We start from the raw sequence: 15,683 nt of genomic DNA, 5'->3' as shown, positions 1-15,683 counted from the left end.
ATTTTACCTATAAGTTCAATGTTTGAAAATGCGTTCATTATTAATTTGTTCTGATTTTAAATATTTTAACCAGTTCGAACCAAATTACCGAAGCAAAACCAATGCCTATGCATAATAATATTTGATTAAAATTTAATTGTTCAAATTCAAAAAAGCCAGTCAATGGTTTTACAAATAGCAATAAACTAACTATTGTAACCGTAATTGAAATTATTAATAGTACTAAGTTGTTTTTATATTTAATGGTGGTTAAAATAGTATAGTAAAAAGAGCGATTTACTAATGTTAAGAAAATATTAGCTGCTATTAAAACAGTGAAAACCATGGTTCTTGTTAAGGTTTCTGCATAATTATTTTGGATTGCATATTGATATGTAAATAATGTTCCAAGTGTAATCGTTAATCCTTGAATAATACTGGTTGTTAACTCTCTAAAACTAAAAAATGTTGTGGACAAAGGTCTTGGCTTTTGAGACATAGTGTTTACTTCCATTGGTTCATTTTCAAATATGATAGAGCAGGTAGGACCCATTATTAATTCTAAAAATATGATATGAATTGGTGAAAATATATTGGGATATACCCAGCCTAGTGCTAATGGAATAAATACCGTAAGAATAATTGGTATATGAATGGATATGATATACTGTATGGCTTTTTTTAAGTTTTTGTAAATCCTGCGTCCCATAGCTATAGCGTCCACCATTTTTGATAAATCATCTTCAAGTAAAATTAACGATGCTGCTTGTTTTGCAATTTCAGTGCCTTTTTTACCCATTGCAATACCAATATGAGCCGCTTTTAATGCCGGACCATCATTTACGCCGTCACCGGTCATTGCAACCACTTGATTTTTAGATTTTAAAGCATTAATTATTTTTAATTTAGCTTCTGGGAACATTCTGGTGAATATATTAGTTTGCATGACACATTCCTCCAATTCTGAATCATTTAATTTCATTAGTTCTCCACCAGATATGCATTTTTCATACCCCTTAAAACCAATTTGTTTGGCTATGGAAGTCGTTGTTTCATTATTGTCGCCTGTAATAATTTTTACTGAAATCCCTGCCTTATAAAAGCTTTCTATAACCTCAGAAATATTTTTTTTAGGGGGATCATAAAAAGCGATAAGGCCTTTAAAATCAAATTTGAAATCCTGTTGTTTTTGAGGAAAATCCTGGCCTTCAAATATATATTCAGCAACTCCTAATACACGATAGCCTTCATAGGAAAATTTTTGAACGATGTTTTCAAACTGTTCTTTTTCAAGTTGAGATAAATTTGAAATCTCAAAAAAAGCCTCCGGAGCGCCTTTAGAAGCAATAACGGTCTTCCCATTTTTATTTTGAAAAACATGAGTCATCATAGGGGGGTTCCCCGACAATGGATATTCGTGAATTATTTTATAATTACTGCGTTCATCTATTCTGTTCATATCTGAATAAGCCTGATGCAAAGCAATTTCCATGGGATCAAAAGGGATAGGCTCACTAGCCCACATGGACAGCGTAATTAGATTTTCTTCATCATTGGTCAAATTACCATCCTTTAGGTTCTTGATTTTTCCGCTTGAGTGCACATATATTTCAGCTAAGCTCATTTTGTTTTCAGTGATGGTACCTGTTTTATCAGTACAAATGACGGTAGCACTTCCTAAGGTTTCTACCGTTTTCAATTGTTTCACAACAATGCCTAATTTCATTAATCGCCAAGCGCCTAATGCCATAAAAGTTGTAAAAGCTACAGGAATTTCTTCTGGTAAAATACTCATTGCTAGGGTAAGTGCCTTAAGCAAACTATCGAGTAAATTATATGATTGGTAGTAATTAATAACCCAAACAATTAGAAAAATGATGGTTCCGGCGAATACCATTTTTTTTACAAAAGCACTTATTTGTGTTTCTAATGGCGTTTTTTCTTCAGAGATGCTTTCTAAACTTTTTCCAATTTTACCAAGCTTCGTTTCATTTCCAATATTTGTTATTTTAACAATGGCTAAACCGCTAGTTACATAGGTTCCCGAATAAACGGTATTATCTTTTTTTGTTTTATCTTTAAATACGCTGAAGGCTTCTCCTGTTAGAATAGATTCGTTTACTGAAAAATCATTGGAATGAATAATGTAACCATCTGCAGTAATAAAGGTGCCTTCTTCAAGTATTAAGTGGTCACCAACAACTAAATCTTCACTTTTAAGCTCTTCAGTTATGTCGTTTCTTATGACCTTACAATGAGGTTGGGAGAATATTTTTAATTTTTCTATGGCATTTCTACTTCTGGAATCTTGATGTAAAGAAATAATTGCGACTAATATAATGGCTGAAGCAAGAAAAATACCATCGCCAATTTCTCCACTTATAAAATAGATGCTGGACGCAACCAGTAATAAAATAATCATGGGTTCTTTTAAAATGTTTTTTATTGCTAATAAAAACGTGTTGTTTTTTTTAGAACTTAAAACATTTCTACCATATTTCGTTCTTGAAGCTTGAACTTCTGCGTCAGTTAATCCTTTTATTTTGGAATTATTTTGAGCAGGAATAGGCATGTTATTTTTATAAAAAATTAAAAGATATAATTATCCATTAATTAATATAAAAGTACAAAATAAATCATCTATTAAATGAGTATATTTTTATTAACCAAGCTAATGATTATTCTTTTTTTATGGAGTTTAAATCAAAAAACAGCCATGTATTGGGGTCTATCTCCATGGACGAAATGTTTTTAGATTTTGGGAATGTTATTTTTTGAAGTCTATCATTTACATCTATAGTTTCGATAGATGAACTGCCGTCTTCAAAATTAATTTTCAAATCAACAGGAAAAAGGAACAGATTTTCTTGAGTTTGTTTAATTTCAATATTTAATCTAGCGGTTGTATTCCAAACAATATCAAGTATTGGATGTCCAGATTGGTATAACCATTGTTTGAAAAAGGAGTTTAAATCTGATCCAGAAATAAGTTCCATGACATGTTGAAAATCTTCAGAAAGCGCGTTGCTGTATTTATAAGTATCGTAATAGGTTTTAATGCCTTCCCAAAATAATTTATCACCTAATTTTTTCCTTAGCATATGTAATACCCATGAAGCTTTTTCATAGGTATGAGGACTTAATAATTTTGCATAATCAGTAACTGTCGTATCTATAATAGGAGATTGATTCTTATTATAATATTGCAAAGCTTTCAGTCTATCTTCTTTTAATTTTCTTACAAAAGAATCACGTCCGTATCTGTTTTCATAAAATAAATTTTCAAAATAAGTAGCAAACCCTTCACTTAGCCAAACGTGATGCCAGTTGAGTTCTGAAGCTGAATCTCCAAACCATTGGTGGGCAATTTCATGGGCAATAACGGCTTCGTAATCACCATTTCCAGTCACACTTTTTTCATTATAGAAAATATTGCCCGCATTCTCCATACCTCCGAAAAGCGTTTTTGACTGCACATTAGCTAGCTTTTCAAAAGGATAAGGACCCACATGATTAATCATAAAGTCCAGAACTGGAACGGCCAAAGCATAATCTTTAAAACCATGGACTCTGTCTTGGGGATAGACCCATGATGATACCGGGATATTATAAATTTCCTCCAGATTTTCAACAGCAAATTGGGCCACACCAATGACCATCACTTTTACGGGTATCGGGGTTTGCATTTTCCAACGTGTTAAGGTTGTATTTCTGTCTAAATTAGTGCGTTCTATTAAAGTTCCATTGCCAATTGTTTGATAATGTGAAGGTGCTGTGATATCCCATTCAACAGTTGCTTTATCAGATGGATGATCAACTACGGGTAACCAATTCTTAGCTCTGTCGGGCCAGTTATCACCAAAAAAGGTCCTGTCTCCATATTTATTTTTTGAAATTATTAAACCATCAGTAGGAATGCCATGATATTTAATAGTATAAATTCTTATATCATTAGTTTTGGATTCAGGAATATTTAATAACAATTGATTGCTATTATGCTTAAATATAATAGGTAAATTGTTTTCCAATATAGCATCTACCTTCATGCCAATATTGTTTGATTGTTGTTCAACTAAATCAAGGTCAAAACTGGTTACAGATTTTTTGAATTTGATGGTGATTTCAGCAAGACCATCAATTTCATTGGATTCATCAGTTAATGTTAAATGGAAATTATAATTGAGAATATCTATAGATTGAAATCGTGAGTCATGATTTTGAGCTGAAACATATAGAAAACTACAATTGAAGATAAAAACTATAAAAAGAAATTGTTTGAAGGACCGCTGTTTAAGTTTCATTTAAAAATAATTTATTGTTCTACACTGTTTATTTCAATCCAGTAGCCATCAGTATCTTGAATATATATCTGTTTAATGCCATCTGCTCTATGTGTTACTTTGTTTAATGCTCCAGGCCAGTCAGAATAGGTTATTTCCATTGCTTGGACTTTTTTTAAAAAAACATCAAAATTTGATGTTGATAGAGCAAAGTGAACCGCTTTGTTTAAAGTAACAGGTTCTTTAACAATTGAAATTAAATGTAGTTCTTTCCCATCTCCAAGCGAAAACCATCTTATTCCTTCCATTTTTGTTCGATTAGTAATTTCATTAAGGTTTAAGACGTTCTTATAAAACTCTGCTGCTTTATCCACATTTTGAACAGAAAGTGCTATGTGATTAAGCTTGACTTGAAACTGATCTTCACTTTGACAAAATGCTTTAGATGAACTTGTTAGTAAGATGAGGAATACAAATATCTTTCTCATGTATTTATTAATGGATTGGTTTGTATGTAAATATAGATAATAAATCTTCAAAAAATGAAATTGATTGAACACGCAATAAAGAATTCCATTCATATAAAAAAAGAGAGCAAATGCTCTCCTTTTATATCTTTAACAAATAATATATTATTCAGTTTCTTGCATGGTGTGATAAACATATTGCACATCATCATCTTCTTCAAGTTTTTCTAATAGTTTTTCAACATCAGCGGCCTCTTCAGCAGACAATTCTTTTGTAACCTGCGGAATTCTTTCAAAACCTGATGATAAAATTTCAATATTCTTTTCTTCTAAAGCGGCTTGAATGGCACCAAAACTTTCAAAAGGCGCATAAATTAATATACCATCTTCATCGGCAAATACTTCTTCTGCACCATAATCAATGAATTCTAATTCTATTTCTTCAGGATCTAAACCGTCTGCTTTGATTCTAAAATTACAAGTGTGATCGAACATAAAAACCACCGAACCAGAGGTTCCTAAACTGCCGTCACATTTATTAAAATAACTTCTTACATTGGCCACAGTTCTCGTATTATTGTCCGTTGCAGTTTCAACTAATACAGCAATCCCATGTGGTGCATATCCTTCAAAAATAACTTCTTTATAATCGCCCTGGGTTTTGTCACTTGCCTTTTTGATAGCACGCTCCACATTGTCTTTAGGCATGTTTACGGACTTGGCGTTTTGAATCACAGCTCTTAACCGTGAGTTACTTGCCGGGTCTGGTCCGCCTTCTTTGACTGCCATGACGATATCTTTCCCAATACGTGTAAAAGCTTTGCTCATAGCCGACCAACGCTTCATTTTACGTGCTTTTCTAAATTCAAAAGCTCTTCCCATATTAATGTTATTTTAAGTCCCTGATTTAGGGTGTTTTATATTTTAAATTCTGAGCGCAAAAGTAATAAGGCTGACCGAAAAAATAAAATTATTCTTCAGGCTCAACAATAGTTTCAATAGCTTCTGCCAGTTTAAAGTCTAAATCTGTAACGCCATGTGCCGAATGGGTTGATAATGAAATAGTTAAAACATTATAAACATTGGACCAGTCCGGATGATGATTTAATGCTTCGCACTCAAAGGCTATTCTGCTCATAGCGCTAAAGCAATCTTTAAAATTTTCGAATTCAAATTCAGCATGTATAGCATCATCATAATATTCCCAATCTGGAAATCTTAATAGTCTTTTTTCTATTTCTTGTTCTGACAGTTTACTCATGATATTTATCTTTTAATGGTCTGTTTACTAATTTAATGATTTGATTGTAGAATATATATTATAATTTCATTTCTGTTAATATTTCTTGACTGTATAACTGCAGATGCTTTGGTAATAAATTATCTTTTGGTAATACTGCTAAATACCGGTCGTCATTTGTAGTATATACATTTTTAAAGACGGCATTTTTTTGTCCTAATGACTCAATAATTTCTTTTATAAAATCATCATGATGCACTAAATCATTACTACCCAGATGAAAAACACCAAACCTGTTTCTATTAATGATATAATGTATTTGCTGACTAACTTTTGAATCTGTGGTCACATTCATAATTAAATTAGGAAAAACCTCAATAGGAATCTTTTGGTTAAGGTTTTGCTTTATTATTTGTATTCTTGGTGATTGAGCTCCAAAAACCATTGGCATTCTAATAATAGCAACTTTCTTTTTTGGCAATCTTAAAAGCATGTTTTCAATTTTTATTTTAAAATGTCCATAAATACTGTTGCTTAATGTTTTGTCATGTTCGTAACTAGGGTATTTGCTATAAGCATCAAAAACATTGGCTGATGATAAATAAATAAGTTTACAAGAATTAGAAGTGATATATTCTATAATATGTTTGTGAACTATTATCTGTGCAGAAAAATCACCTCTTAAAGAGGAAATAATAATAGTAGGTTTTACTATATTCAGAATTTCAAAAATATCATCTTCTTCTAAATGATATTGAAAAAAATGGTTGTTCTTAATATAATTTGCATTCTCTTTGTAGTAAGTACCAAAAGTTCTGAAATAGGGGTAAAGTTCTTTATATAAAGAGCCACCTAAAAACCCACTGGCACCTAAAATTAATATTCTGTGTTTGCTCTCTTTCTTCAAATTCAATTTAATACGGCATTTGAGTCATTAATTTTAGCCCTTATAAAAAGGAAGCTTTACAATGGTTGCAGGAATAGCGTTTTTTCGAATCTGAATATTTATTTTACTTCCAACTTTAGAAAATCCTGTGGTTACATATCCCATACCAATACCTTTATTTAATGAGGGTGCCATGGTACCTGAAGTAACTACTCCAATTTTATTGCCATTATTATCAAAAATATCATAACCATGACGTGGTACACCGCGCTCATCTAATTCAAAGGCCACTAATTTACGTTTTGGTCCGTTTGCTTTTTCTGCTTCTAAAGCTTCAGAATTAGTGAATTTCTTATTGAATTTAGTAATCCAGCCTAAACCAGCCTCAATAGGAGAGGTAGTGTCATCAATGTCATTACCATATAAGCAATAACCCATTTCTAAACGCAAGGTATCTCTTGCTGCCAGTCCAATAGGTTTAATACCATAAGAAGCACCTGCTTCAAATACTTTATCCCAAATTTGTTTGACTTCAGAGTTTTTGCAATATATTTCAAAACCACCACTTCCTGTATAACCGGTAGCTGAAATGATAACATGTTCAATACCGGCAAAATCACCCACTATAAAATTGTAAAATGGAATGGTAGATAAATCATGACTAGTCAATGATTGCATGGCTTCCACGGCTTTGGGACCTTGAATAGCCAATAAAGAGTAATCATCTGACAGATTTCTCATAGTGGCACCTACATCATTTTTTGATTGTATCCAATTCCAGTCCTTCTCAATATTGCTGGCATTCACTACCAATAAATACGTTAATTCCTTTAGTTGGTAAACAATTAAATCATCTACAATACCACCATTATCATTAGGTAAACAACTGTATTGAGCTTTTCCAATGGTTAATTTTTCAGCATCATTACTGGTTACTTTTTGTATGAGTTTTAAAGCATGTTCACCTTCAATCAAAAATTCACCCATATGTGAAACATCAAATACCCCAACAGCATTACGCACTGTTTCATGTTCTGCATTGACGCCTTCATATTGCACAGGCATGTTAAAACCTGCAAAAGGAACCATTTTTGCTCCTAATGCTTCATGTGTAGATGTTAAAGCTGTATTTTTCATACTTATTGTTTAAATTTTTGTTGCGCAAATGTATTGAAAAATTATAGATTTCTTTTTAAGAAACTTAAAGATTAAAGGCAATATGGCGTTAATAAAATCATAATTTCAGAAGGCTTTGGATTGGTCATTTTATCACACAATTTATTAGTAACTCAAAAAATTTAATGTTTAGTTACAAATTTTATTATTATTTTTCACGTTAAAATCAATTCAAAACATGAAACCAGCCATCCAACTCCTTTGTTTTTTCTTAGTAACTTTTTCAACCCTTGCACAAAATGGCACGCCATCAGATTACCTCACTTCAGAATTTCACAAGAGCAGAAGAGACGGATTAAGAGCTGATATGCCTAAAAATACAGTGGCGGTTTTCTTTGCTAATGCTTTAAGAAATAGGGCTAATGATGTTGAATATGTGTACCATCAGGACCCGGATTTTTATTATTTAACGGGTTATAAAGAACCCAATGCAGTTTTAGTTATTTTTTCTGATAAACAAACCAATGATAAAGGAGAAACCTATAATGAATTATTATATGTTCAAAAGCGAAATGCCTTGGCAGAACAATGGACAGGTAAACGCTTAGGGGTTGAAGGTGCTCAACAACAATTGGGGTTTGAAATAGCTTTGAATGGAGAAGAATTTATAAAGAATGGCATTAATTTCGCGAATTTTGATGCGGTCATGTTTGACGAATTTAAAGATGATTACCGAGATTCTGAGCGCGATGATGCAGATTTATTTGATTTAATAAAAGCTTTTAAAACTCAGATTGATTTAATCGAAACCACCGTTATTCCAAATAATCAAATGAATGTGGAATTGAATGGGAATAGCAATGCCATTCAAAAGAAAAAAGCAACTGTTGATAATGAGACTTTATTAAAATTAATGGCCGGACTTCGTGAAATTAAAACTGAAGAAGAAATGAAGTTGTTAACCAAAGCAGTTCGTATCTCTGCTATGGGACAAAGGGAAATTATGAAAGCGATGCATGTTGGTATGTCTGAAGCAGAGATTCAGGGTATCCATGAGTATGTGTATAAAAAATACGGCAGCGAGTATGAGGGTTATCCAAGTATAGTTGGTGCTGGCAATAATGGTTGTGTGCTACATTATGTTGAAAACAGTAAATTAAAAGTTGATAATGATATGGTTCTGATGGATTTAGGTGCTGAGTACCATGGATATACTGCGGACGTAACCAGAACCATCCCTGCTAACGGAAAATTCAATCCGGAGCAAAAACTTATTTATGATTTGGTATATGAAGCACAAGAAGCTGGTATTGCAGTTTCGGTTATTGGAAATAATTTAAGAACGCCAGATGACGCCGCCCGTAAAGTAGTCAATGAAGGTTTGATTGCTTTAGGCATTGCTAAAGATGATATCGAAGCCAGACGTTATTTTCCTCATGGAACTTCACACCATATTGGTTTAGATGTTCATGACACCAGTTTGAGAGGAGCTTTTAAACCTAATATGGTCATTACTGTAGAGCCAGGTATTTATATTCCTGAAGGAAGCCCCTGTGACAAAAAATGGTGGGGTATCGCTGTGAGGATTGAAGATGATGTGTTAATTACTGCAAATGGACCTATTGTGTTATCTGCAGAAGCCCCGCGTAAATCTGAAGCCATTGAAGCCTTAATGAAAGAAACCAGTCCTTTAGGAAGTTTAGAATTACCAACGTTGGATTAGGAGTTTGATTTCATAGCTTAATTTATTATCACCTTATTTTTTAATCTTTTTAAAAGTTAATTGCGTATGTCCCAAAAAGTCATATTCAACAATGAGTGCTGTTGGTTTTAATTCTTTTATGTAAACAGTGATCAAATCAGTTATAACTAATGAATCACCCTTGATTTCCCAAGTATATTTTTCTATTCCTGTTTCTGGTATAATAATAGAATCTGAAGTTATGGTTACGATAAATTTTTCCTCACCTTCTGGTAGCGAAATTTCATTAGATTCAATATCCAATGCAGACGTGCAGTCCCACAAGCCAATAAGATTCTCTTTATCGATTTGATGTGAACATGAAATTATTAAAAATATGCTGAAAACAAAGACTACTTTTTTCATTCGAACTGATTAAATAATTAGTTGAGTTTACTTTAATAAATCTTTAAAACACTAATCTAATTTAGACTTTTCTGAATAAAAAAAGAAGTTTTTTATACTGTTATGCGTTTATATACAATCATTGAATATAATGACACTAATGCCCAAACAGCTTCCAAAATAATAAAGGGCCAATAATTTAGTAGGATAGAGGCAAGGCAAGCCATGGAAGCACCGGTAAAATTAAGTATGATAAATATGAGACTTTTATTTGATGCTTTTCCTGAAACGTTTAAAACATAGGCCAGTAATATTTGAAAAACCCCTAAAAATCCAATCCAGTCTATAAAATTCATGTCGTTGAAAATTTAATTTTTAAAAAGTTAATAGCATTTGATGGTTTGGATTGGAGTGTGTTGCAGTAATTTGAAAGTCATGATGCCCCACAATTTTAAATCCGGCCTTTTTATAAAAATTAATGGCTTTATGGTTTTCTGTCCATACAAATAACCACATGCCCGCCTGTTTATGTTTAACAGATTTATTAAGGTTAAAATTAAAAAGTTCTAAGCCTAATTTTAGACTGTGAAACTCCTCCAATAAATAAAGTCGCTCTAATTTGGTGATGTTTTTAACGGGGATATTTGGATGTTGATAATTATAAATAATTTTAGAATAGCCAACAGCCGTTTCATTAAAGTAAATAATGTAAAAAATACTATTGGCGTCTTTTAATGCGTCTTCAAAGGCTTTATTTGTGAAATTCTTGTTCACATATTCATTAATATTTTCTTCTGAAGCACTTCTGCCATGTGCTTGTAAGAAGGAGGTTTTACCTATTTTGGTAAGTAGTTCAATATCTTTTAAAGTTGCTCTAACAATAGATGTCATAAGAACTATTTATTTAATAAAAAAGCTTTTAATTCCTCATAGGTACTGATTTTGAAAGAGACCTTTTCTTTGCCCATTACTTCTTGTATCTGATCAGGTAAGGGTTGTTTTTCTTTGATCACTTCTTCTACAACGTCTAAAAACTTAGTAGGGTGGGCCGTTTCTAAAAACACACAATGCGCGTCAGGATGTTGTTTTAAATAAGCTTTGCAACCTAAATAACCCACGGCGCCATGCGGATCTGCAACATAGTTGAATTTTGTATAAATTTCCTTTATCGCTGATTTGGTTTCTGCATCTGAAAAACTGTAGGAAGACAGGTTATCCTTTAAAGTCTCAAAGGAATTATTATAAATTTCCTGTATTCTTATAAAGTTGCTGGGATTGCCAACATCCATCGCATTACTAATGGTTTGAATGGATGGTTTTGGTTGGTATAACTGCGTATTTAGAAATTCAGTAACTACCTTATTTTCGTTGTTTGAAGCAATGAAATGAGATACTGGCAGACCTAATTGTTGTGCTATCATACCTGCACAAACATTACCAAAATTGCCACTTGGTACCGAAAAAACAATGTTCTTATGCTTGTAATGTAATTGTTTGTACGCAAATAAAAAATAGAATAATTGCGGTAACCATCTTGCCACATTGATGGAATTAGCAGAAGTAAGCTGCATTTGACCGGTTAATTGCTCGTCAAGAAAGGCTCTCTTGACCATATCCTGACAGTCATCAAACGTACCCTGAACTTCCAGAGCCTTAATATTTTGACCCAAGGTAGTCAGTTGTTTTTCCTGAATATCGCTCACTTTTCCGCTAGGATATAGGATTACCACATTCACACCTTTGACTCCCAAAAAGCCATTAGCTACTGCACCTCCTGTATCACCAGAAGTAGCTACTAATACAGTAACTAAATTGTTGTTGTCTTTATTGAAATACCCTAAACAACGTGCCATAAAGCGAGCCCCAACGTCTTTAAAAGCCATGGTTGGGCCGTGAAATAGTTCTAACGTAGAAATATTTTCATTTAATGGGACCACAGGAAAATCAAATGATAAAGTTTCTTCAATAATGGTTTTTAATACCGTTTCAGGTATTTCAGGAGCAACAAATTGTTTGATGGCTAAAAAGGCAATTTCTGTATAAGATAAATCATCTATATTTTCAAAAATAGTTTTGTCCAAAGGCGTCATGCTCTCAGGAAAATATAAGCCTCTATCCGGAGCCAATCCTTTTATTACGGCTTCCTTAAAAGAGGTATTTGGCGCTAATTTATTGAGTGAGTAATAGTTCATTTAACTTATTATTTTCATTCCTTCTGTATTGATCTTACAGACAAACATGTCAAATTCAATTCCAGTAGTTTTATATATATTATTAATAGCAACTTCCACATCTTTAGCTGTTTTAATTCCTTTACTTAAACTAAAAATAGAAGGTCCAGAACCTGATATACTACATCCTAGAGCACCTGCCTTTAACGCGGCCTTTTTAACATCACTAAAATGCGGAATTAATTGACTTCGGTAGGGTTCTATAATCTCATCGTGCAGTGATTTACTGATTAAATCATAATCATTGCTGTGTAAGGCATGTACCAAACTCCCTAAATTGGCCCATTGTGTAATGGCCTTTTGTAGTGGAATTTCTTTTGGTAAAATAGCTCTGGCTTCTGCCGTTTTTATTTCAATTTGTGGGTGAATTACCGTAACATATAAATCATCCGGAGTTGGCAATTGTAAGATTTCTAAAGGAGTAATGCTTTTAACTAATACAAAGCCTCCGAAAATAGCTGGTGCCAGATTATCAGCATGCTCACATTTGCTTGCAATAGCTTCACCTTTCATAGCAAAATAGGTAAGTATTTTTTTGTTATAAGGCCTGCCCAATAACTCGTTAATTCCAAAAACACTGCCTGCTGCACTAGCTGCACTGCTACCAATACCACTTCCCGGTTTAATTTTTTTGTAGATTTCTATTTCAAAACCACAATCTGGTTTGGCGTCTTCAATAAGAGCTAAAGCAGAAACGCCAGCGACATTTTTTTCTGTTTCATAAGGCAAATCATAGCCTTCAATTTTAGTGATATAAATACCTTTTTTAGAGGTTCTTCTGATAATCATTTCATCACCAACCTTGTCCAGACAAAAACCTAGCACATCAAACCCGCATGCAACGTTAGATACGGTTCCTGGGCAAAATATTTTAATTTCATTCATACTCTTACTTGTTTCCAATGCGTATTATGTCTGCAAATAACCCTGAGGCTGTTACATCAGCACCAGCACCAGCACCTTTTATAATCATTGGTTGTTCAGGATAACGTTGTGTATAAAACATCACGATATTATCTTTTCCTTCTAAATTGTAAAACGGATGCCCTTCTGGAATTTCCTGTAGACCAACACTCGCTTTTCCATTGTTTAGTTGAGCCACATATTTCAACTGACAATTCTTTGACTGGGCTGAAGCGTACAATTTTTGAAAATGTGCTTCATCTGAAATCAAAGATTTATAAAAATCATCAACCGATTTGGTTTCCAAATTAGCCTTTGTTAAGAAGGACGTATTTTCAATAGCTTCCAAATCCATTTCGAGACCACTTTCTCTGGCTAAAATTAATATTTTTCTCGCGACGTCTACACCGCTTAAATCAATACGCGGATCGGGCTCTGTGTAACCTTCTACCTGTGCTTGTTTAACCACCTCATGAAAGGTAGTTGAATTATTAAAATTATTAAAAACAAAATTCAAACTTCCAGATAACACTGCTTGAATGGATGTGATTTTATCACCTGAAGCTATTAAATTGTTTAAGGTGTCTATTATTGGTAAACCTGCACCCACATTAGTTTCAAATAATAAAGGGGCATTGTATTTTAAAGATAATCTTTTTAATAATTTGTAGTTTTCATAATTACTTGAGCAGGCAATTTTATTACAGGCCACAACACCAATACTTTGTCTTAAATACTCTGGATATAAACCGGCTACTTCTTCATTAGCAGTAACATCAACAAAAATACTATTTCTTAAATTAAGCGTTTTTATTTGGGCAAGGAACCCTTGTAAACTGGCCTTTTCTCCTTTTTGCAATTGTTCTTTCCAGGTATTTAAATCTAACCCATCATCATCAAAAACCATCGTTCTGGAATTTGATAAACCAACAACATGTAAGCTGATTTTTAATTGTTCTTTTAAATATTTTTTTTGTTGTTTGATCTGTTCAATAAGTCTTTCTCCAACATTTCCAACACCCGTAATAAAAACATTCAACTGTTTGGTTTTTATTTCAAAGAATTGTTCATGTAAGCAGTTTAAAGCTTTTTTTACATCATTTTGAAGGATGACCGCTGAGATATTTTTTTCTGAAGCCCCTTGAGCAATTGCTCTTATGTTGATATTATTTTTTCCAAGAGAACTAAACATTTTTCCACTAATGCCCTGATGGTTTTTCATATTATCACCTATCAGTGCAATAATGGATAAACCAGCTTCAACAATAATTGGATCAATTTTATTTAAGGCAATTTCGTTTTCAAAAGTAGTATCAATAGCGCTTTTTGCTACGTCTGCATCTTTATCATCAATTCCTATACAAATACTATGTTCAGAAGACGCTTGTGTGATTAAAATGACGTTGATCTTTTCTTGAGATAAGGTTTCAAATAAGCGTTTTGAAAAGCCAGGAATTCCAATCATGCCGCTTCCCTGAAGTGTAAGCAAGGCAATGTTGTTAATATTGCTAATGCCTTTAACCGGTATACCTGAATTGATATGATTATTGGAGATAATTGTTCCAACTGACTCCGGATCTAAAGTGTTTTTAATATGAATTGGAATGTTTAAGTCAAGAACTGGCTGCACCGTTGGTGGATATAATACTTTGGCCCCAAAGTGCGATAATTCCATGGCTTCCTGATAAGATAATTTTTCAATGGGATAGGCCTGTTTTACCAATTTTGGGTTGGTTGTGAACATACCACTAACATCGGTCCATATTTCCAGCTGTTCTACTTTTAAAGCGGCTGCAACAATGGCAGCTGTAAAATCTGAACCACCTCTACCTAAGGTGGTTTGTTCGCCTGTTTTTGAATGTGAAATGAATCCAGGACAAATAGTAATTTTTTGCTTAGTTGATTTAAAATACTCCCGGATATTTTTATTAGTTTGCTTATAATCTACGTCGGCTTTTGTAAAATTGGAGTTAGTGATAATCAATTCCTGAGAATTTTTTAATTCCGCTGACAATCCTCTGGACTTCATTGCTTCCGCTATGATATATGATGATAGTAACTCGCCATAGCTGGTTAATTTATCCGATGTCTTTTGAGATAATTCATTAATAAGATAAATACCTTCTAATAAACTGTTGAGTGTTTCTAATTTATCACTAATTACATTTAAGATTGTTTCATTTGAAAAAGGTATTAATTCTTTAATAATATCTAAATGAATTTCTTTAATGGTATTAAAAGTTTTAGAAAAACCAGCGTCTTTATTTTTAGCTAAGCTACCAGCCAGTAATAATTTATCAGTGATACCACCAACTGCAGAAACTACGCATATGATAGTATCTTTTTCTGCGTAAGAATTGAGAATATCAATGACGTTATTTATATTTTTTGCAGAACCCACCGATGTTCCGCCAAATTTTAAAACTTTCATTTGTAATGAGTTAATGTTTTAATAAAATATTTTTATAGTGGTAATTTTAATAAATTACGAAAAT

Annotated in this window: 14 protein-coding genes; 1 reads left to right on the top strand and 13 read right to left on the bottom strand. The window is 32.9% G+C overall.

Features of this window, described 5'->3' with window-relative positions; all coding sequences use genetic code 11:
- Positions 1-40: 40 nt before the first annotated feature.
- From V8G56_RS11625 to gcvT, 7 genes are all read right to left on the bottom strand, one after another.
- Positions 41-2,551, bottom strand: coding sequence for a cation-translocating P-type ATPase (locus V8G56_RS11625; protein WP_395438621.1), 2,511 nt, complete (start codon positions 2,549-2,551; stop codon positions 41-43).
- A 106-nt stretch (positions 2,552-2,657) separates the two neighbouring features.
- On the bottom strand, positions 2,658-4,280 hold the full coding sequence (locus tag V8G56_RS11620; RefSeq protein WP_395438620.1) for a M1 family metallopeptidase: 1,623 nt from the start codon (positions 4,278-4,280) through the stop codon (positions 2,658-2,660).
- Between the two features lie 11 nt (positions 4,281-4,291).
- On the bottom strand, positions 4,292-4,747 hold the full coding sequence (locus tag V8G56_RS11615) for a VOC family protein (RefSeq protein ID WP_395438619.1): 456 nt from the start codon (positions 4,745-4,747) through the stop codon (positions 4,292-4,294).
- 144 nt (positions 4,748-4,891) lie between these two features.
- Positions 4,892-5,608, bottom strand: coding sequence for a YebC/PmpR family DNA-binding transcriptional regulator (locus V8G56_RS11610; protein WP_331630452.1), 717 nt, complete (start codon positions 5,606-5,608; stop codon positions 4,892-4,894).
- 88 nt (positions 5,609-5,696) lie between these two features.
- Complete coding sequence (locus V8G56_RS11605; RefSeq protein WP_331630454.1) at positions 5,697-5,987, bottom strand: 4a-hydroxytetrahydrobiopterin dehydratase; 291 nt, start codon at positions 5,985-5,987, stop codon at positions 5,697-5,699.
- A 58-nt stretch (positions 5,988-6,045) separates the two neighbouring features.
- The gene (locus V8G56_RS11600) at positions 6,046-6,873 is read right to left on the bottom strand and encodes a sugar nucleotide-binding protein (protein WP_395438618.1); all 828 of its coding nucleotides are present in this window, start codon (positions 6,871-6,873) and stop codon (positions 6,046-6,048) included.
- A gap of 33 nt (positions 6,874-6,906) precedes the next feature.
- Entirely contained in the window at positions 6,907-7,989 is a 1,083-nt protein-coding gene (gene gcvT / locus V8G56_RS11595; RefSeq protein WP_395438617.1) for a glycine cleavage system aminomethyltransferase GcvT, read from the bottom strand.
- A gap of 217 nt (positions 7,990-8,206) precedes the next feature.
- On the opposite strand from gcvT, the gene V8G56_RS11590 reads away from it, so the two are divergent.
- The gene (locus V8G56_RS11590; protein WP_395438616.1) at positions 8,207-9,691 is read left to right on the top strand and encodes an aminopeptidase P N-terminal domain-containing protein; all 1,485 of its coding nucleotides are present in this window, start codon (positions 8,207-8,209) and stop codon (positions 9,689-9,691) included.
- A gap of 33 nt (positions 9,692-9,724) precedes the next feature.
- Here V8G56_RS11590 and V8G56_RS11585 read toward each other — a convergent pair whose 3' ends face one another.
- The 6 genes from V8G56_RS11585 to thrA all read right to left on the bottom strand — a co-directional run bounded on the left by V8G56_RS11585 (position 9,725) and on the right by thrA (position 15,619).
- Complete coding sequence (locus tag V8G56_RS11585; protein WP_395438615.1) at positions 9,725-10,075, bottom strand: hypothetical protein; 351 nt, start codon at positions 10,073-10,075, stop codon at positions 9,725-9,727.
- A 92-nt stretch (positions 10,076-10,167) separates the two neighbouring features.
- Positions 10,168-10,410: a CBU_0592 family membrane protein gene (locus V8G56_RS11580; protein WP_395438614.1), complete on the bottom strand. Its 243-nt coding sequence runs from the start codon at positions 10,408-10,410 to the stop codon at positions 10,168-10,170.
- A 19-nt stretch (positions 10,411-10,429) separates the two neighbouring features.
- Entirely contained in the window at positions 10,430-10,945 is a 516-nt protein-coding gene (locus V8G56_RS11575) for a GNAT family N-acetyltransferase (protein ID WP_395438613.1), read from the bottom strand.
- Between the two features lie 5 nt (positions 10,946-10,950).
- Entirely contained in the window at positions 10,951-12,246 is a 1,296-nt protein-coding gene (thrC, locus tag V8G56_RS11570) for a threonine synthase (protein WP_395438612.1), read from the bottom strand.
- Positions 12,247-13,170 (bottom strand): homoserine kinase, encoded by a 924-nt coding sequence (locus tag V8G56_RS11565; RefSeq protein WP_395438611.1) that lies wholly within the window; start codon positions 13,168-13,170, stop codon positions 12,247-12,249. It abuts the gene before it with no gap.
- 4 nt (positions 13,171-13,174) lie between these two features.
- Positions 13,175-15,619, bottom strand: a complete 2,445-nt coding sequence (gene thrA / locus V8G56_RS11560) for a bifunctional aspartate kinase/homoserine dehydrogenase I (RefSeq protein WP_395438610.1) — start codon at positions 15,617-15,619, stop codon at positions 13,175-13,177.
- Between the last annotated feature and the right edge of the window lie 64 nt (positions 15,620-15,683).

It is taken from the genome of Gaetbulibacter aquiaggeris, assembly GCF_044003965.1.
Classification (GTDB): Bacteria; Bacteroidota; Bacteroidia; order Flavobacteriales; family Flavobacteriaceae; genus Yeosuana; species Yeosuana aquiaggeris.
Note: the sequence above shows the minus strand (reverse complement) of the source record. Positions and strands in the feature narration are given on the sequence as shown.

Excerpts from the sequence above, each read along its gene's own strand:
- V8G56_RS11625 (WP_395438621.1), bottom strand. The coding sequence starts at position 2,551 with ATGCCTATTCCTGCTCAAAATAATTCCAAAATAAAAGGATTAACTGAC.
- V8G56_RS11620 (WP_395438620.1), bottom strand. The coding sequence starts at position 4,280 with ATGAAACTTAAACAGCGGTCCTTCAAACAATTTCTTTTTATAGTTTTT.
- V8G56_RS11615 (WP_395438619.1), bottom strand. The coding sequence starts at position 4,747 with ATGAGAAAGATATTTGTATTCCTCATCTTACTAACAAGTTCATCTAAA.
- V8G56_RS11610 (WP_331630452.1), bottom strand. The coding sequence starts at position 5,608 with ATGGGAAGAGCTTTTGAATTTAGAAAAGCACGTAAAATGAAGCGTTGG.
- V8G56_RS11605 (WP_331630454.1), bottom strand. The coding sequence starts at position 5,987 with ATGAGTAAACTGTCAGAACAAGAAATAGAAAAAAGACTATTAAGATTT.
- gcvT (WP_395438617.1), bottom strand. The coding sequence starts at position 7,989 with ATGAAAAATACAGCTTTAACATCTACACATGAAGCATTAGGAGCAAAA.
- V8G56_RS11590 (WP_395438616.1), top strand. The coding sequence starts at position 8,207 with ATGAAACCAGCCATCCAACTCCTTTGTTTTTTCTTAGTAACTTTTTCA.
- V8G56_RS11585 (WP_395438615.1), bottom strand. The coding sequence starts at position 10,075 with ATGAAAAAAGTAGTCTTTGTTTTCAGCATATTTTTAATAATTTCATGT.
- V8G56_RS11580 (WP_395438614.1), bottom strand. The coding sequence starts at position 10,410 with ATGAATTTTATAGACTGGATTGGATTTTTAGGGGTTTTTCAAATATTA.
- V8G56_RS11575 (WP_395438613.1), bottom strand. The coding sequence starts at position 10,945 with ATGACATCTATTGTTAGAGCAACTTTAAAAGATATTGAACTACTTACC.
- thrC (WP_395438612.1), bottom strand. The coding sequence starts at position 12,246 with ATGAACTATTACTCACTCAATAAATTAGCGCCAAATACCTCTTTTAAG.
- V8G56_RS11565 (WP_395438611.1), bottom strand. The coding sequence starts at position 13,170 with ATGAATGAAATTAAAATATTTTGCCCAGGAACCGTATCTAACGTTGCA.
- thrA (WP_395438610.1), bottom strand. The coding sequence starts at position 15,619 with ATGAAAGTTTTAAAATTTGGCGGAACATCGGTGGGTTCTGCAAAAAAT.